This window comes from Cocleimonas sp. KMM 6892 (assembly GCF_035798195.1).
Taxonomy (GTDB): domain Bacteria; phylum Pseudomonadota; class Gammaproteobacteria; order Thiotrichales; family Thiotrichaceae; genus Cocleimonas; species Cocleimonas flava.
Genome location: NZ_JAPFBV010000010.1, coordinates 30,395 through 47,262 on the forward strand (window position 1 = coordinate 30,395; position 16,868 = coordinate 47,262).

12 protein-coding genes are annotated in these 16,868 nt (G+C 40.3%); 4 read left to right on the forward strand and 8 right to left on the reverse strand.

Going from position 1 to position 16,868, the window contains the following annotated elements; genetic code table 11:
* The first annotated feature begins 138 nt into the window (after positions 1-138).
* From phbB to OO007_RS19500, 3 genes are all read left to right on the forward strand, one after another.
* Positions 139-888 (forward strand): acetoacetyl-CoA reductase, encoded by a 750-nt coding sequence (gene phbB / locus OO007_RS19490; RefSeq protein ID WP_131905740.1) that lies wholly within the window; start codon positions 139-141, stop codon positions 886-888.
* 332 nt (positions 889-1,220) lie between these two features.
* Positions 1,221-2,405, forward strand: a complete 1,185-nt coding sequence (locus tag OO007_RS19495; RefSeq protein ID WP_131905741.1) for an acetyl-CoA C-acetyltransferase — start codon at positions 1,221-1,223, stop codon at positions 2,403-2,405.
* Between the two features lie 237 nt (positions 2,406-2,642).
* The gene (locus OO007_RS19500; protein ID WP_325810075.1) at positions 2,643-3,740 is read left to right on the forward strand and encodes a GNAT family N-acetyltransferase; all 1,098 of its coding nucleotides are present in this window, start codon (positions 2,643-2,645) and stop codon (positions 3,738-3,740) included.
* Positions 3,741-3,876: 136 nt separating this feature from the next.
* On the opposite strand, the gene phaC is transcribed toward OO007_RS19500, so the two are convergent.
* The 3 genes from phaC to OO007_RS19515 all read right to left on the reverse strand — a co-directional run bounded on the left by phaC (position 3,877) and on the right by OO007_RS19515 (position 7,529).
* Positions 3,877-6,363, reverse strand: coding sequence for a class I poly(R)-hydroxyalkanoic acid synthase (gene phaC / locus OO007_RS19505; RefSeq protein WP_325810076.1), 2,487 nt, complete (start codon positions 6,361-6,363; stop codon positions 3,877-3,879).
* Between the two features lie 81 nt (positions 6,364-6,444).
* Entirely contained in the window at positions 6,445-6,939 is a 495-nt protein-coding gene (locus OO007_RS19510; protein WP_131905744.1) for a phasin family protein, read from the reverse strand.
* A 173-nt stretch (positions 6,940-7,112) separates the two neighbouring features.
* On the reverse strand, positions 7,113-7,529 hold the full coding sequence (locus OO007_RS19515; protein WP_325810077.1) for a MaoC family dehydratase: 417 nt from the start codon (positions 7,527-7,529) through the stop codon (positions 7,113-7,115).
* Positions 7,530-8,022: 493 nt separating this feature from the next.
* Between OO007_RS19515 and OO007_RS19520 the strand changes: the two genes are divergently transcribed.
* Complete coding sequence (locus tag OO007_RS19520) at positions 8,023-9,246, forward strand: polyhydroxyalkanoate depolymerase (protein ID WP_131905746.1); 1,224 nt, start codon at positions 8,023-8,025, stop codon at positions 9,244-9,246.
* 32 nt (positions 9,247-9,278) lie between these two features.
* Here the strand turns inward: OO007_RS19520 and OO007_RS19525 are convergent, their stop codons facing one another.
* The 5 genes from OO007_RS19525 to tssK all read right to left on the reverse strand — a co-directional run bounded on the left by OO007_RS19525 (position 9,279) and on the right by tssK (position 16,853).
* Entirely contained in the window at positions 9,279-10,022 is a 744-nt protein-coding gene (locus OO007_RS19525; protein WP_165874672.1) for a PP2C family protein-serine/threonine phosphatase, read from the reverse strand.
* Positions 10,003-10,737 (reverse strand): type VI secretion system-associated protein TagF, encoded by a 735-nt coding sequence (tagF, locus tag OO007_RS19530; protein ID WP_299873428.1) that lies wholly within the window; start codon positions 10,735-10,737, stop codon positions 10,003-10,005. Before tagF ends, OO007_RS19525 begins: the two co-directional genes overlap by 20 nt.
* Entirely contained in the window at positions 10,734-14,126 is a 3,393-nt protein-coding gene (tssM, locus tag OO007_RS19535; RefSeq protein ID WP_325810078.1) for a type VI secretion system membrane subunit TssM, read from the reverse strand. The genes tagF and tssM overlap by 4 nt, the downstream gene beginning before the upstream one ends.
* Positions 14,127-14,142: 16 nt before the next feature.
* Positions 14,143-15,447 carry a type IVB secretion system protein IcmH/DotU gene (gene icmH / locus OO007_RS19540; RefSeq protein ID WP_325810079.1) on the reverse strand — a complete coding sequence of 435 codons (1,305 nt, stop codon included), beginning with the start codon at positions 15,445-15,447 and terminating at the stop codon, positions 14,143-14,145.
* Positions 15,448-15,515: 68 nt separating this feature from the next.
* Positions 15,516-16,853 carry a type VI secretion system baseplate subunit TssK gene (gene tssK / locus OO007_RS19545; RefSeq protein WP_325810080.1) on the reverse strand — a complete coding sequence of 446 codons (1,338 nt, stop codon included), beginning with the start codon at positions 16,851-16,853 and terminating at the stop codon, positions 15,516-15,518.
* Between the last annotated feature and the right edge of the window lie 15 nt (positions 16,854-16,868).

Sequence of the window (16,868 nt, forward strand, 5' to 3'; positions counted from 1 at the left end):
TAGAGGCGGCTGGTTTTGACTATTGTCATAATTAGTCGCACTATATAGATACACTGGGCCTCACCACCTTTTCTTGAAAAATAGAATAAGTGGTGCGGCCTTTTTGTTATAACCGCTAGAAGATGGAGAGTAAAAAAGATGGGAAAAAACAATGTTGCCCTAGTAACGGGTGGTACAGGTGGAATTGGTGAAGAGATTTGTAGACAACTTGCAGCAACAGGCTGCAAAGTAGTAGCAAACTACTTCCCTGCTGATAAAGAAAATGCAGAAAGCTGGCAAGCAGCTCAAAAAGAAGCAGGGTTTGATATCGAACTTGCTCCATGTGATGTAACAGATTTTGACGCGACTGGCGCAATGATTGCTGATATTCAAAGCAATGTTGGACCAATCGACGTATTAGTTAACTGTGCGGGTATCACTCGCGATGCAACGATCAAAAACATGGATATCGATGCATGGAAAGCAGTTATCGACACTAACCTTACCAGCGCATTCAACGTTACTAAGCCAGTTCTTCTTGGAATGACTGAGCGTGGTTACGGCCGCATCATCAACATCTCTTCTGTAAACGGCCAACGTGGTCAATTCGGTCAACCTAACTATTCTGCTGCTAAAGCAGGTATTCATGGTTTCACGATGTCTGCAGCTTATGAAGGCGCACGCAAAGGCGTTACAGTTAACACTGTTGCTCCGGGCTACGTATCTACAGCAATGACAGAAGCAATGCCAGAAAACGTACTAGCTTCAATCATCGGTGGCATCCCTATGGGTCGTATGGCTCAGCCAGCTGAGATTGCATCTGCAGTACTTTGGTTATCAAGTGAAGACAATAGCTACACAACAGGTGCTTGTATTCCTGTAAACGGCGGACTATTCGTTAGTCACTAAATTGTTTTCAGCTTTAACAGCAGTGAATAATAAGTAATAAATACCCTCTTTAATCGATGATTATTGAGGGTATTTTTGTATATGGGTTCTATACTCTATTTGACGTTGTTTAATATTGCTTAAGATTGAGTAGTTTTAAATTATTTTAAATAACTTATCCTTTGTTTGACTTTAATTGACTTTAATTAAGTCTAACAAGCGCTAACAATGTTAAAACATACCAAATATCAGATTTCTAATTATTGATCTCTAATTAAGAGTCTCTAAATAGGAGTCTCTGGATATAGATCTCCAGATATGGATCTCTTAGTAAACATAAAAGGATATAAAAAATGAGCGAAGACATAGTAATCGTTGCGGCGGGTCGTACAGCAGTCGGTAATTTCAGTGGAAGCCTGGCTTCTGTTCCGGCATCAACATTAGGTGCAAACGTCATCAAAGGACTCGTTGCGCAAACAGGTATTGATCCTGCAAGTGTGGACGAAGTCATCATGGGTGACGTATTAACAGCTGGTTTAGGCCAGAACCCTGCACGTCAGGCAGTAATCGAAGCTGGACTTCCAGAATCAGTGCCTGCTATGACAATCAACAAAGTATGTGGCAGTGGTTTAAAATCAGTGGTACTTGCGTATCAGGCGATCGCTTGTGGCGATGCTGATATCGTGATTGCAGGTGGTCAGGAAAACATGACTGCAGCACCTCATGTTCTACCGCATTCAAGAAACGGTCAGAAGATGATGGACTGGACAATGAAAGATTCCATGATCACAGATGGTCTATGGTGTGCATTTAATGATTACCACATGGGTATGACGGCAGAGAATATCGCTAATCAATACGGCTTTACACGTGAAGAGCAAGATGCTTTTGCCGCTGGTTCACAGCAAAAAGCAGAAGCTGCGCAAAAAGCGGGTAAGTTTAAAGATGAAATCATTCCTGTTGAAATTCCACAACGTCGTGGTGACCCAGTTGTTTTTGCTGAAGACGAATTCATCCGTCCTGGCACAACCGCAGAAAGCCTAGGTAAATTACGTCCTGCTTTCACTAAAGAAGGAACCGTTACAGCGGGTAATGCTTCTGGTATCAACGATGGTGCAGCAGCGGTTGTTGTAATGACACGTTCAAACGCAGAGAAGCTTGGTCTTGAACCACTCGCTAAAATCGTAGCAAGCGCATCAACAGGTGTTGACCCTAAAATCATGGGTACCGGTCCTATTTCTGCAAGTCAGAAATGCTTGAAAAAAGCAGGCTGGACTGTTGACGATCTTGACCTTGTTGAAGCTAACGAAGCATTCGCTGCACAAGCAATGTCAGTTAACAAAGACATGGAGTGGGATTTAAGCAAGATCAATGTAAACGGCGGCGCAATTGCAATCGGACACCCAATCGGTGCTTCTGGAGCGCGCGTATTGGTTTCATTACTCCACGAAATGAAACGCGAAGATGCAAAGAAAGGTCTAGCGACTTTATGTATCGGTGGCGGAATGGGAATCGCACTTGCTGTAGAGCGTGCATAGTTCCTGACTGATATGTTTTAAATGAATATTTAATAGATTTAAAACCTGTCGCTTAATAAAAAGCCGTTCTTATGAACGGCTTTTTATTTGTTCTGTTTCAGCACAGGGCTACTCAAGGGCTATTTAAACAACCACTAAAAAAGCACTAAAACCTTATTGGGATAACAACACCTTAGATAAGCTAAAATAAGTATTCATTAGGTCACCCCCCTACTTTGAGGCACTTTTTTAGAATCAATGAAATTCATCTGTTACAACAACTGGAATCAGCTTTCCAGCAGTAGCGCTGCGCTTTTTACACAAGCGGAGAACCACAGCCTTTTCTTCTCACGTCACTGGTTTGAAAACATTGTTGTATCCGCACTCGATGATAAGCAAAAACTACTGCTAGCCTGTGTAATTGATGAGAACACGGATAATGAATCTAGCGTTCTCGCAATCTTACCTTTGATTACTCGTGAAAATAAGGAATGGACTTCACTCTGCCATTCGTACAGTGCTCTCTTCTCCCTGTTACTGGCAGAAAACCAGCAACAAGAGACTCTTAACTGTCTCTGCCTGGGATTAAAAACACTCTCGTTTGACTATCTAACCATTCAACCTGTTGCTGAAGATGATGAAAATATACAAAAGTTACAACTCACGATGGAATCTTGCGGGTTCTCATGCCATCGACGCTTTCGTTTTTATAACTGGTTTCATCGAACACAAGGACAAAGCTTTACCGATTACGTGGCAGAGCGACCTTCTAAAGTGCGCAATACCATCGTTCGCAAGCAACGCAAACTTGAACGGGAGCATGGTTATGAGATACGACTCCATATAAGCGATGATATCGAGAAAGCCTTAACTGAGTATCACGACATCTATAAAGTGAGCTGGAAGGCAAATGAGCAATACGAACAGATTGTTCAAGGCTTTACACATAAAGCATCCAACTCTGGTTGGACAAGACTTGCCATCTTATACCTTGACGACCACCCGGTTGCGGCTCACCTTTGGTATGTAGTGAACCGGAAAGCGAGTATTTTCAGGCTGGTTTATGATCAATCATGGCAACAGTATTCTCCCGGGTCTATTCTAATGGCGTACTTAATGGAATATGTGATTGATACTGATAAGGTTGAGGAGATTGATTTTTTGACGGGTAATGAACGTTATAAACAAGACTGGATGTCTGAACGCAGAGAACGTTGGGAGCTTACCTTTGTTAAAAAACCAGAAGACGATTCAAAAACAATGGCAAACACAAAGGCGAAAACAAAAACAAAGTCTGAGTTTAAAGCCAAATTGCTATCAACAATCAGCAGAACAATAAAGAAACTATGCCAATAAACAAACAAATAAAAACCTAATATCATTCAAAGGTGGGGGGTGGCTTAAATAAATAGGATTAATTAGGCTAAACCCAAAAAGCAAAAAGGCCATTCAATGAATGGCCTTAAGTACGTTTTCAGGGTTAATTGAAGCGTTACTTTTTCTTTGCGTTTTTGCTTTCTAACTCCTTAGCCTGTGCGGGCCAAGTGCTAGTATCAAAACGTCGGTTTTTAACATCTAACGTATCCATTTTTTCCAGGATTTGCTTCGGTGTCATCGCCGCTATCTCTGAGTACGCATTGATACCCAAAGAGTTCAACATTTCTGCAACTTTAGGACCAACGCCACTAATTGCCGTTAAGTCGTCTTTTGCTGATGAGGCTGTCGGAGCTGCTTTTTTAGCTTCGGCTACAGGTGCTGCTTTAGGAGCCGCTGGCTTCTTAGGCGCTTCTGCTTTTAAATCCAACTGAGCCTGACTCGCCTGAGGTTTCGCGTTTTTAGCCGCAGGTTTTGACTGAGTAACAGGTTTAGCTTTCGCCGCCGGTGCTGCTTTTGGGGCAGCTGGCTTTTTAACTTCTGCAGTCTTTACTTCCGCTTTTTTTGATACTGGTTTTGTCGCTTCAGCTTTCTTAACTTCTGGCTTTTTGGTAGCAGGTTTCTTCGCTACTGGCTTTTTAGCTTCCGGTTTTTTCGCTTCAACTTTCTTAGCTGCTGGTTTTTTTGCTTCGGCTTTCTTGGCTTCAGCTTTCTTAGTAGCTGGTTTTTTAGCAGCTGTTTTTTTAGCTGTTGCGGGCTTTGGCTTTTTAGCAGGGTCAAGTTTGGTGTATTCAACAACCGGTGAAGGATCATCGACTTTACACTTAACGTATGTACCTGGTGCATCTTCGATAGCTTTTAAACCACCTTTACCTACCGCACGTGCTTTAACAGTTTCGTTATCTAAAGGACGAACCCAAGAGTCCCAGTTTGGCCACCATGATCCTTCATTAACTTCAGCTGCATCAGCCCAAGCCTGTGGGTCATCAGGTAGTGTATCTGTCACTCTGTAACCGTATTTTTTCGCTTCTGGCGGATTGATAATACCAGCGATATGACCTGATCCACCAAGGATGAAACGGGTATCGCCTGAGAATAATTTCGCACCTGAGTAAGTTGATAACCAAGGAGCAATATGATCTTCTACCGCAGAAATAAAGCACACAGGAATATCGACACTAGAAATATCGATTGGCGTACCTTTAACACTCAATTTATTAGGCTTACAAAGATTGTTATCTTTATACATATTACGTAGATACCATGAATGCATGGTTGGCGTCATACGTGTTGAATCCGAGTTCCAGTACAATAAATCAAACGGACGTGGATCATTACCCAGTAAATAGTTATTTACATAGAATGACCAGATCAAGTCGTTAGCACGTAACATATTGAACGCGCCTGACATCTTGGAACCTTTCAGACAGCCCTCTTCTTCCATGGATTTTTCGAGGCTAGCAATTTGGCCTTCATCGATAAACACACCTAACTCACCCGGATCGGCAAAATCAATCATGGTGGTGAAGAAGGTCGCAGATTTAACGCGGTTATCGCCATTCGCTTTCATATAAGCCAAAGAAGTCGATAATAAAGTACCACCAATACAATACCCGATTGCATTGATTTCACTTTCGCCGGTAGCTTGCTCTACTGCATCGACAGCTGTCACCACACCTTCTGTGACATAATCTTCAAAACCAACCTCTTTGTAGGTTTCATCAGGGTTAATCCATGAAACGACAAATACGGTGTGACCTTGATCGACCATCCATTTCAGCATTGAGTTTTTGGGCTGTAAGTCCATGATGTAGAACTTGTTGATCCATGGTGGAACAATCAATAAAGGACGCTTCAATACAGTATCCGTTGAAGGTGTGTATTGAATGAGCTGGAACATTTTGTTCTGGAAAACAACTTTACCCGGCGTTGTCGCAACATTCTCACCCAGCGTAAATGCTGAGGTATCTGTCATGCGGATTTTAAGTTGGCCTTCGCCTTCTTCTAAATCTTCGAGCATGTTCTTTAAACCATGAACAAGATTCGCGCCTTTTGTTTCAATCACTTTTTCTAAAACTGCAGGGTTCGTAGCCGCGAAGTTTGTAGGTGACATCGAATCAAGGTAACGCTCGGTGAAGAATTTTACTTTTTCAGCGGTTTTATCATCCAAACCTTCAACATCGGATACTGAATTACGCATGTATTCTGAAGTAAGAAGATAAGACTGCTTGATTAAATTGAAGGCAGATTTTTCTGTCCAATCATCATGCTTGAAACGGCGATCACCTTTTTCTTCAGTGATCACAGGGTCAGCTTTAGCTTCATCACTGTCGGAGAACGCACCAGTCAAAGCCTGTTGACCTAGTTGCATGGATTTAGTCCAGAAATTCATGCTGTCTTGCATAACTTTTCCTGGGTTTTTAACCGCTTCGGTAAACCATTTTGAATAAGCTTCACTAAGCTTAAACGGGTCCATATCTTTAGTTTCGTGAGCTTCGGCAAATACTTTCATGAGATCTTCTACATGCTTGAAGTTATTTCTCATTTCTTCAGCTGCAGACCCAAACCCCAGTGCGTTTAAATCTTCTTGTTTAGAATCGGACATATCATCCTCCAGAATTCAATGATGTGTAATTGAAATACGTAATTAGTAACTAATGTAACTTAACAGATCTTATTCAGGCTATTAAGCAATGTCAGATAATGTTTTCTTGAACTCTTCCATGCTTTCTTCAAGACGCTTGCTTACTTTTTCAGCAATTTCTTCTTGAGTCTTTTTAGCCATTTCGCTGATTTCAGTAGAGTTAGCTAAAGCTTTTTCGTAAGCGTGCTGGATTAATTCAACTTGCTTGCTTGCAGCTTCTTGTGGTGAACCAGAACTTGCAAGTGCTTGTATCGCATCTGTAGCTTCTGTCATAGCCTGCTTTAACATTTCAGCCTGGCGTTCTAGCAATACTTTAGAGCTATCTGCAAACGTTTGGTTAGTCGCCATTAATAATGCCATGTTTTTTTCTTGTGATGCTTTGATTGCATCAAAATCAAACTTACCTTTAAGCGTATCGTTAAATGCATCCATACTGAAAGCATCCATGTTAAAGGTACTTTGTAGTTGCTCTGCTAATTTGCTTGGATCAAATTGCTCAAATGCTTTTGTGAAATCAAATGGGTTGTTAGTAGACATAATAGAATCCTTAATAAATAGTGTAAATAATTTTTAGTACAGCAAACCATCTTTATAAATTGCTGCACTGCACAATCTCTAATAATAGAGACTTTAAACAGAAAGTCAACACTTAAAAAACAGGCGTTGAGCCAGCTATATCAGGCTTAATTCATACATATTCAAAAAACAAATTAGTCGCGTGTTAACCACGGTACAAATACAACAGCTTCTCCTTCAACGAGGATATTTCCGTCACCATCTATGCACGTTGTTTTCAAAGTCACTATCGGTTTAGTTTCATGTATTTTGATCACTTCAACACTCGCCACTATCTCTGTATCAAAATAGACCGGTGCTTTAAATTGCAGGTTCTGACCCATGTAGATAGTGCCTTCACCCGGTAAGTGCGCACCTAATAACGCAGAGAACAAGCTTCCGACAAGCATTCCATGAACGATTCTGTGTTTGAATTGTGTAGCCGCTGCATAAGCTGCATCAAGATGCGCGGGATTTTTATCACCCGATAATTCTGCATAATCGATCACGTCCTGTTCTGTGAATGAACGTGTAATTGATGCGCTATCTCCAATCTTTAACGTAGTTGCCATTACTCTCCCTCTTCTGGTTAACAATCATTTTCTTATAAGTCTTTAACTTATACTTTAGTAGCATTTTATTCTTTAGGTAAAAATAACTGAGACTTGTTTGATAAAGGTCGTATTTATTAGCCTTTCCTTTGAAAAATAATGGTCGAAAAAAGAATAGCGAAAAATGATGGTCGGATAGTGAAGTTTGGTTGGTGATGAGCACAGAAGTCGATTATTCAAATAGACTATTTTTAATAGCCTTAAATAAGCAACTCTTTAAAAAAACGCCCATAAGTAGGGGGGTGCCTTAAAGTGATTGTTAAAGAAAAATAATTTGCTAGAAAGATAATGCGCGCATTTATGAACAAAAAATAAGCATAAAGCCCCCTAGTAATACGGAAAACTTGCATTAACTCATCTTAAGCGTATAAATGTTGCGCTTGCTGCAGCGCAAAATTGAATTACTAATAATTCACATTCTAATAACACATAATAATCGGGGCTACCAATCACCATGTTATATCACTTACAACACAAGTTTAATAAGTCGTTAAAACCTTTGAATTTTTGGGCACAGGCGTGGAAAACACAACTGTCGTTAACATCAGCACTGCCCTATAACTTTGACTTTTTTATGCGACCGACGATAGCCCAATTAGAATTAATAGAACGCATAACGAATACCTACGAAGAACCTGAGTTTGATTTGCCGATAACTCACGTTGATGGAAAAGAAACCAAAGTAACAGAAGAAGTGGTTCATGCACTTCCCTTCTGTGACTTGTTACATTTTAAACGCGAAGGTGAACATAACCACCCCAAGATTTTACTGGTCGCACCAATGTCAGGTCATTACGCCACTTTGCTAAGAGGCACGGTAGAACAGTTTATTCCTGACCACGAGGTTTATATTACAGACTGGAAAAATGCCCGTGATGTTCCTGTCGAAAAAGGTGGATTCACCTTTGATGACTATGTCCGTTACCTGATCGAATTTCAGGATCATCTTGGCCCAAATACGCACCTGATTGCCGTCTGCCAACCGAGTGTTCCTGCTATTGTTGCAACTACCGTAATGACTGAGCGCAATAACCCGAATGTACCTAAATCATTAACGTTAATGGGTGGGCCGATCGATACCCGTTTAAGCCCCACAGAGATTAATGATTTTGCCACAGGAAAAGACCTAGAATGGTTTGAAACTAAAGTCATCAACACCGTACCACGCGATTTCCCTGGTGCAGGACAAAAAGTCTACCCAGGCTTTATTCAGCTTTCTGGTTTTATGAGCATGAATCTGGATAGCCATGTGCAAAAGCATTACAAATTCTTCGGCGATTTAGTCAAAGGTGATGGTGATAGCGCCGAGGCACATAGAAAATTCTACAACGAATACTTAGCTGTTATGGATTTACCGGCTGATTTCTATCTTGAAACAATCCGCAAAGTGTTCATCGAACATCGTTTACCTAAAGGTGAAATGCATTTTGAAGAAAAGAAGATCGACACCAGTGTCGTTGCTAACACTTCGTTATTAACCATCGAAGGTGAAAATGACGATATTACAGGAAAAGGTCAGACAAAAGCTGCGCATGAAATCTTAAGCAGTATTCCTAAAAACAAAAAACACCATTACGAACAACCAGGTGTGGGTCATTATGGAATCTTTAATGGTCGTCGTTTCCGTGAAATGATTGCACCTAAGATTAAGGCGTTTATTCAAGAAAATAATAAATAGCGAAAAAAAAGCCCTCAAAGTACGGGGGTGCCTTACTGATTCAAAGCGGTTTTAACCAATAACACCGTGACGTTATCAGTGGCACCTCTGGCTAAGGCTAAATCCATGAGTTCTTGTGCCGCATATTTAAGGCTATTTTGCTGTAAAATTTCTTCTATATCCTTATCACTGAGTTCTTTAAACAGTCCATCACTACAAAGCAGGTAGATATCCCCTTCCACCACTTCATAGCTTTGAGTTTCTGTAAACAGTGGAGATGTCACACCTACCGCTGCGGTTAGGTGTTGCGCTAATGGATACTTTTCAGCATCTTCAGGGCTAAAACCCGCATCAATGAATTCATTAACACGATTATGGTCTCTGGTGAGTTGTGATAATTGATTATTTCTTAATTGATAGATACGGCTGTCACCTGACCACAAACAAACAACACTATTTCTCTGTGCGATTAAGACACACACCGTACTCGCAATAAGTGTTCTGGTTTCTTCTCCACCACTTTTCTCGATAAGTTCGTCGTTTGTTTCTTGTAAGCTATCGCTGATTTTATTAACAAAACTTCCAAAAAAGCGGCCTTTCTTAATTTTTGAGAGCTTTTCTACGATTAACTGACTGGCAACATCTCCAGACTGATGACCACCGGCACCATCGGCAACGACCCAGAACCCTTTATCACTCGATTCTAAAAAAGCATCTTCATTGTGATCTCTTACGCATCCCTGATTGGTTATGCCAATGGACTGAAACGTGAATTTACTATCTAATAATCTGTTCATCGCTCCACCCTCTTTTATCCCACTCTCCATCCATGAATGTCGCGACACTTTTATGTGGAGGTAGGCCTTCAGTTATGACAAAACTCGGCGGTATTTTTTCTGAGCCGAATGTCCTCCAGACGCTGTATGAAGGATAAAAAGTGTTCAACATACTGTTGACTAATTCTGGGTAAACGACTCTTAAACTTTCATTTTCATGTACAGGGAAATTCCAGGCCGAATCTTCATAGCGATTCATCGTAGATTTCTTTAAGGTAATGGTACTGTCGTCACCATTCTGGTTGCCTAAGACTGATAGTTTTTCATCAAATTGCTCTATCGAAAAGTCATCTTCTAAACAATAAAGCAGGATATCCTCAGCTGACTTTAACCAGTCTCTACTGGTTTCGATGAGTTGCAGTGGATTTGTATTCATGGGAAATGACTTGCATATCGTCATTGGAAAATACCGACCGACACTATCGACACTTGGCATCATTACTCCTAACCAGGTCTGGTTTCCGCATATTCCCGGAGCTAACACATATTGATACAGGGGCGTTGTTAGGTAGGACTCCATCCAGCTTTCACCTAATTCTGACTTGCTGTGGGCGAGTACTTCCCGTAGCCAGGCATCCCATGGATCTGTGAAATTTCTGGGTAATGATTTTGTTATAAAATCCCCTTTTGAAGGGACTTTACCGTAATAACCAATGATCGATGTTTCTTCTGTCACTTTGGGCACCTGCATGATTTAAGGGCTTTCATTTTGCTAAAAAACTTAAATGGGTTCTCTTTGAGTGTGGGCGTTTTAACTTCGAAAACTGCATTGCCAAATGCAGGGATTCTTATCTGATCATTTCTGACTAATTTAAATAAACCCCACTGATCAGTTGCGTCGGCTAAGGTAATGAACTTTGGTGCAATGGCAGGGTTTCTAAAGTTTGCCACTGCTGTAATGGGTGATGCAGGCCACGAATAGACTTCTTGTGGTCTAATTGCAGAACCTGGAAAAAAATTATTCTTGGTGCTACCTATTGATAGCTGTATCTTTTCAACATCAGGGCTGGCACTAATCAATTTCAAGGTTAAATTGATATTAAGATTTCCTGCTGAAAAAAAAACAGATCTCAAACGTTCTGATTCAGCTAGCATGTTATCTAAGGTATTGACCACACTCGGGTCGAAGTCATCCGTTTCTTTTAAGTTGGATTTTTTAAACGTATCTGCCACGCCGCCTATGGCAAAAAAGTTATTAAATTCCGAAATATCAACGCCTTTTTTTGAACGTTGATTGAATGGGAATTTATTTTTAAAGGCTTTTTCACAAGGCTCACATAAGTCAGCACCCGCTGCTTGTATTAGTTCCTTAGTTGCCCCTTTGGTTACTTCTATTCCTATGATTTGCTTTGCTTCAAGAATCGGTTTATTCAACCAGATACGCATTATTTCAGGGAGTTTATCTACAGCTGCATTTAATTCTGCCAAGGTTGTTTTTACTTTATCTGAGGTGCCCTTCCCCCCTGATATATCCTGATACAGGCCTTTATATAAATCGTCTATGAGTTGCATGGTCTCTTTTAGCTGATCTTCTGCGACTAATTTATGCAGGGGCTTAAAATGACTATCGACGACTTTCAAGGTCTTTTTCAATTCAATCGCATCGCCTATTAAAGGTAATTTATTGTCGTCACTAAAGTCGGTTTCGCTTTGCAGTGCTTTTAAAATATGAGTAAACAAGTTGCCGCTATCAGCAGTTAATGGCCGAAGAATTTCTGATGCCTGTTTGGTATTTTCGAGAGGGCGAATCTGTAAATCTAACAGTAAATTGCTCCATGTTTGAATGTAATCATCTTGATAGAGTTGCTGAATCGTTGATTTTATCGTGCCTGTATCACTCAAAATCTGCTGAGAATCGCCAAGTACCCAACGGTCTTCTTTCAGGTTTTTAACGATATCGTTGTATTTAGGCAGGAAGAGTTTTGAAAAGCCTTCTTTGGTAAACAGACTGGGTATTCCGACAAGAAATGGATTGCCACTTTTTCTTTCAAAACTACTGCTTATCGAACTTAAACCTTCAAACTCTGCAATTTTAAAATCAGGTACTATCGGGCTATTTAGTGCTCCATTTTTCAACTGAATATATGCTAGCTTAGCTGGGTCATTTGATAATAACTCTCGCGCTTGTGATACAAGGCCTTCATCTACAGTGATAGGATCACTAGGAGGCTCTTTTAACAAGGCATTAAAATGACCACTTAAAGTCACATCCTGATCATCATTGCTGTTGCCGTCACCATCCCAATCTACATTCCCTATTGAAGGCGAAGTTGCACCTGCTGGCGCTTCTCCTGCTAAGTATAAGTAGGTTTTTAATAAGCCAAATAATGCGGTTGGATTATCGATATTTTTACTGATTAATTCTTCCAGATTTGCCTTCGCATGAGGCCTTAAAATTTTACGTAGTAACTCACGATATCTTTCATCCATGATCAACCTTAAAGAATCGCCTTGATATAAGCCAAGACGGGCAAAGATACTTGGGTTTTCTGTAATATCAGAGTAGCTCTGCGTTAATCTTTTAAGTTGATTTAATAAAGGTAGTTGATCTTCCAAGGTGCCTTTATAGGGCACGGCTTCAATTTGGTTTTCAATGACTTTTACCTGCTGCTCATACTCATCAATCAATTTTTGATTTTGTTGATAACTGTTAAACCATAAGCCTGCTAAGGCAATAGTCGCCAGACCAATAACGATCGTCAAGCCGTTACGAACCCATTGCATCTTTTTAACAAACTTACGATTAACACCAGCAAGACCAGATTCTTTAAAAATCACATCTTTTAATAAGCCATTTATAAAGAAGCTTTTACCCTGACCTGAGAAGTTAGAGAGTTGTTGTCTGGCAATTCCAAAACCACTGGCGAGCGATCCCATTATTCTGTCAATTGACGTGCCTTCCTGCGTTGCACTGGTAAAATAGTAGCCTCTGAACATAATAGGTTTATGAAATTGTGAATCTTGAAAAACCTTACCCAGGAAATCATTCATCTTTAGTTTTAATGAGCTGAATTGTTGCGGAAACAAATAGATCGCCTGACGCCTTTCCAGATCTCTTTCTTTTTCAAGTTTACTTAATACCTGTCCATGAATTCTATCTTCCAGTAATTCAAACTCTTTAATAAAGAGTTCGGTGTTATTCACACTGGAGGGTTCATTTAATGGAAAAGTCGTGCCCCAAACCTGCTTCCGATCTTCTCTATTTATATCATCAAAATAATCACTAAAACCGGCAAGAAGATCACTTTTGGTGAACATCATATAGACTGGGATTGTGATATTTAACTGCTCATACAATTCCGTGATTCTGTCTTTAATAGAATTCGCGTGGCTTTCCAAAGCATCTTCAGAGAGTTTCATCATATCGACCAGACTGATTGCTACAATCACGCCATTTATGGGTTGTCTGCCTCGATACTTTTTTAATAAATCCAGAAATCCTAACCAAGATCCTTTATCTACATTTTTATTGCTGTCTTGCGTGGTATATCGTCCAGCGGTATCCAATAAAACCGCATCGTTAGTAAACCACCAATCACAATTTCGAGTACCGCCAACGCCATGCAGGGCTTCTTTTCCATATTTCTCGGATAAGGGAAACTCTAATTCGGAGTTTGCTAGTAAGGTTGTTTTTCCTGCCCCTGGTGGACCAATGATAATGTACCAGGGTAGTTGATACAGGTATTGCTTATCTGATGACTGCTTGTCACCTAAACGGACTCCTTTGAGTGCCTCCACCGCTTCTTTTAAGCGACTGTCGAGATGACCTATTTCGTTATCGGTAGCTTCATCTTCTGGAGACAGTGATGACTGTGAATCATCTGATATCTGATCGAGCATTTGCTTGTTTTTTTGTCTTGCTCTGAATGCCTTCCACAAGTAATACAATGCCCAGATTACAGCAATAGCAAGAATCAGAATCATCCTGTTTTGTCTGGATTCAAACGGTAACCTTCCACCAAAACCTAAAAGCGGCCCCAGAAACCAGATAAGTGCGGATATAGCAATTACACCTTGAAGTGATTGAAACCAGGACTGTTTAAGTATTCCAAATATTTTTTTCATCAAGTATTCCCGTCTCTCAATCGAGTATGATTTCTACGCGTCGATTTTTAGCTCTTGCGTCTTTAGTTGATCGGGCATCAAGTGGTTCGATATCTCCCTTACCTTGAACCGTTATTCTATTTCTCAGGTTAGGTGCAAAGTCTTGCAGCATTTCTTTTACGGTCGTTGCTCTCGCTTTAGACAAAGCAAAGTTATCGGCAAATCGAATCGAATTTCTTATCGGGACATTATCCGTATGGCCAATGACTCTAATGCTATGCGCATTGTATTCAGGAGCAGCTATTATCGTTGCTATTCGCTTAATAAGTGGCTCACGTTGCTCAGTAATCCGATCGCTTCCCGAAGCAAACAAACCACGATCACCTCTTAATTCGATAAGTGTTCTGCCATCATTCTCTCTCGGCCTTACATCTACGTACTCTTTACCTATTTCTATCGGTAATTGCGCTCTTATGGCTTCTATTTCTGATATTTTTGGTGGAATCGGTACCTCGGGAACATCCAGCTTAACGATCTCCCTCTTCACGGGTTCTGCTTTTGAATTGAGCAGAGAATATAACCCTAAAAACAACGCTAAAAGTAATGCGCACGCAACTGCAATGGAGACCCACAAGGGTATCGTTTTCGACAAACCTTTTGCTTCTGTCTCAACACCTTGCCAATGAGGCGATAAGAGAGGTTCCTTAGAACCGCGCTGCTTGCGAATTAATTCACTTAACCAATTCCGAATTTGAAATAGTTTTTCTTTTCCGGCATTGACGATTCTATATCTGCCTTGAAACCCTAACGCCAGACAGACGTATTTGAGTTCTAGTAAATCGATATTTTTAGAGGGGTTTTGTCCAATATCTTTCAAGCTATGAAAAAATTGATCACCACCTGAAACTTCTTGATGAAAGATACTGAGTAAACTGTTTTCGCCCCAGCCACTTTCATGTCCCCAGGGCGTATTAAATATCGCTTCATCTATTGTTGTGCATAGCGCATATCGTGCGTTTTCTATTGTTTGTTGGTCATAACCTTCTTTTTCTGCACTTAAGTTAAAAGCTTTAATTTCATCTACCAACTTCCGTTTAAGTTGCTCTGGATTGTTATGCGAAGGACTATTATATAAACGTGAAATGATAGCGAGTAACGCCGAAGCCGCACTTTCAAGAGGATTAATTTTGCCCAGGTTATGTAATGGTATTTCACTACCTTCTGAACTCGTATTGAACTCGACCTGTCTTTCAATATCCTGTCTTCTACCACCAGGCACTGGTCTGATAATAGTATGATCTGAACCACCTGAAGAGAAGAATGGGTCATCTGAATTAGACATATCAATACCTCATTAAAAAATTACTTTTTAACTACCTATTCACTACAAACTACAACTAACAATCAATATCAGTCTCTAATTGCCCAAAGCTCTAATTCCAGGTTTTCTAGCTTCGTACCAACATGCACGGCTAGACCTCCTGAAGTTGAAAGTTGCGCCCAAAATTCGTGAGCAGAATTCATTTCAAAATATGAAAATCCTGAGTGATACGGAATTTGTCGAGGGGCAACAGCCAATGCAGTCAAGTCGATACCAGGGATGTGTGAGTTAACTAATTCGCGTATTTTTTCTACACTCGAAATCGTACTTTGTCTTGGAAATTTGCTTCTTATTTTTTCAGTGGCTACATCAGCTTTAACCGCTAACACAAATGTACAACTATCCAGTAAGCTCTTGTCATTAATAACGGCAACCCAGATGCCATACTTATGTTCTTCAATATCCAGACCTATGGCTTTTTGCTCTATAACTGAACTTAGTGCTTTTCTAATTTCATTCATGACAAATTCAAATGAGAACTGCTGTTGATCATGAATGTATTCTTTAAACTCGATTGGACGCCTTGTCTCACTGGTAAATGTGGCTAATTCTCCCGCTAAAACAATTAAAATTCGGTAGAGCTCTTCAGGGAAGATATCTTTGTTAAACTGTAGGTGTCTGAACAAGGGCTCGTATTTATTGACGAGTTGCAACATCAGAAAATCAGTAATCTCTGATACTCCTGAAGAACCAGGAGCTGCTAATCTGCTGGCCAAAGCCTCGCCACGATGTTTTAAAAGCGCTTGAACTTCTTTGATAAAACCCATTATTTGCTCAGATGTATTGCAATGCATTACTGCTGGAATATAGGATTCATCTAATTTCACTAATTTATCTTTAGTACTTTCAACAATTCGAGCTATTGGAATGACACTGTATGCGTTCAATTTGTCATTTTCAGAGAGAATGCTTATATTTAAACAACCTACTTGTAAGTCTGCTTCCCCTTGAATTTTTCCTGTATGCAAATCTCCAACTTGTATGTCATTGATTTGATATCGGGTTAATTTGTTTTTCCCTTCTGACTCTTCGGTCATCAAAAGAGCATTTGGCTGAATTAATGGCACAGCGAGATAAATCAAACAGTTTTTATCATCCTTAGGCACCTCAAAGGGAGCTGGTGCAGGTGTATCATTCGGGATATCAAACGGTGTCCCGTCAGCAAAAATTCCCTGAGCACGAACAATCGCTATCTTTCCCAGTTTTAATAACTGAGGGTCAATTTCAAGATTCGTTACACCCCAGTTAAAAGGTCTTATTCCCTGACAGCGACCTTCTACCCAATTTTGAATAAAACGTTCTTGTTGCTGTAGATGCTGAGGTCTTAGGAATAAACCTTCATGCCAGACAACTCTATCTTTATTCATCCATAAACCTCGTTA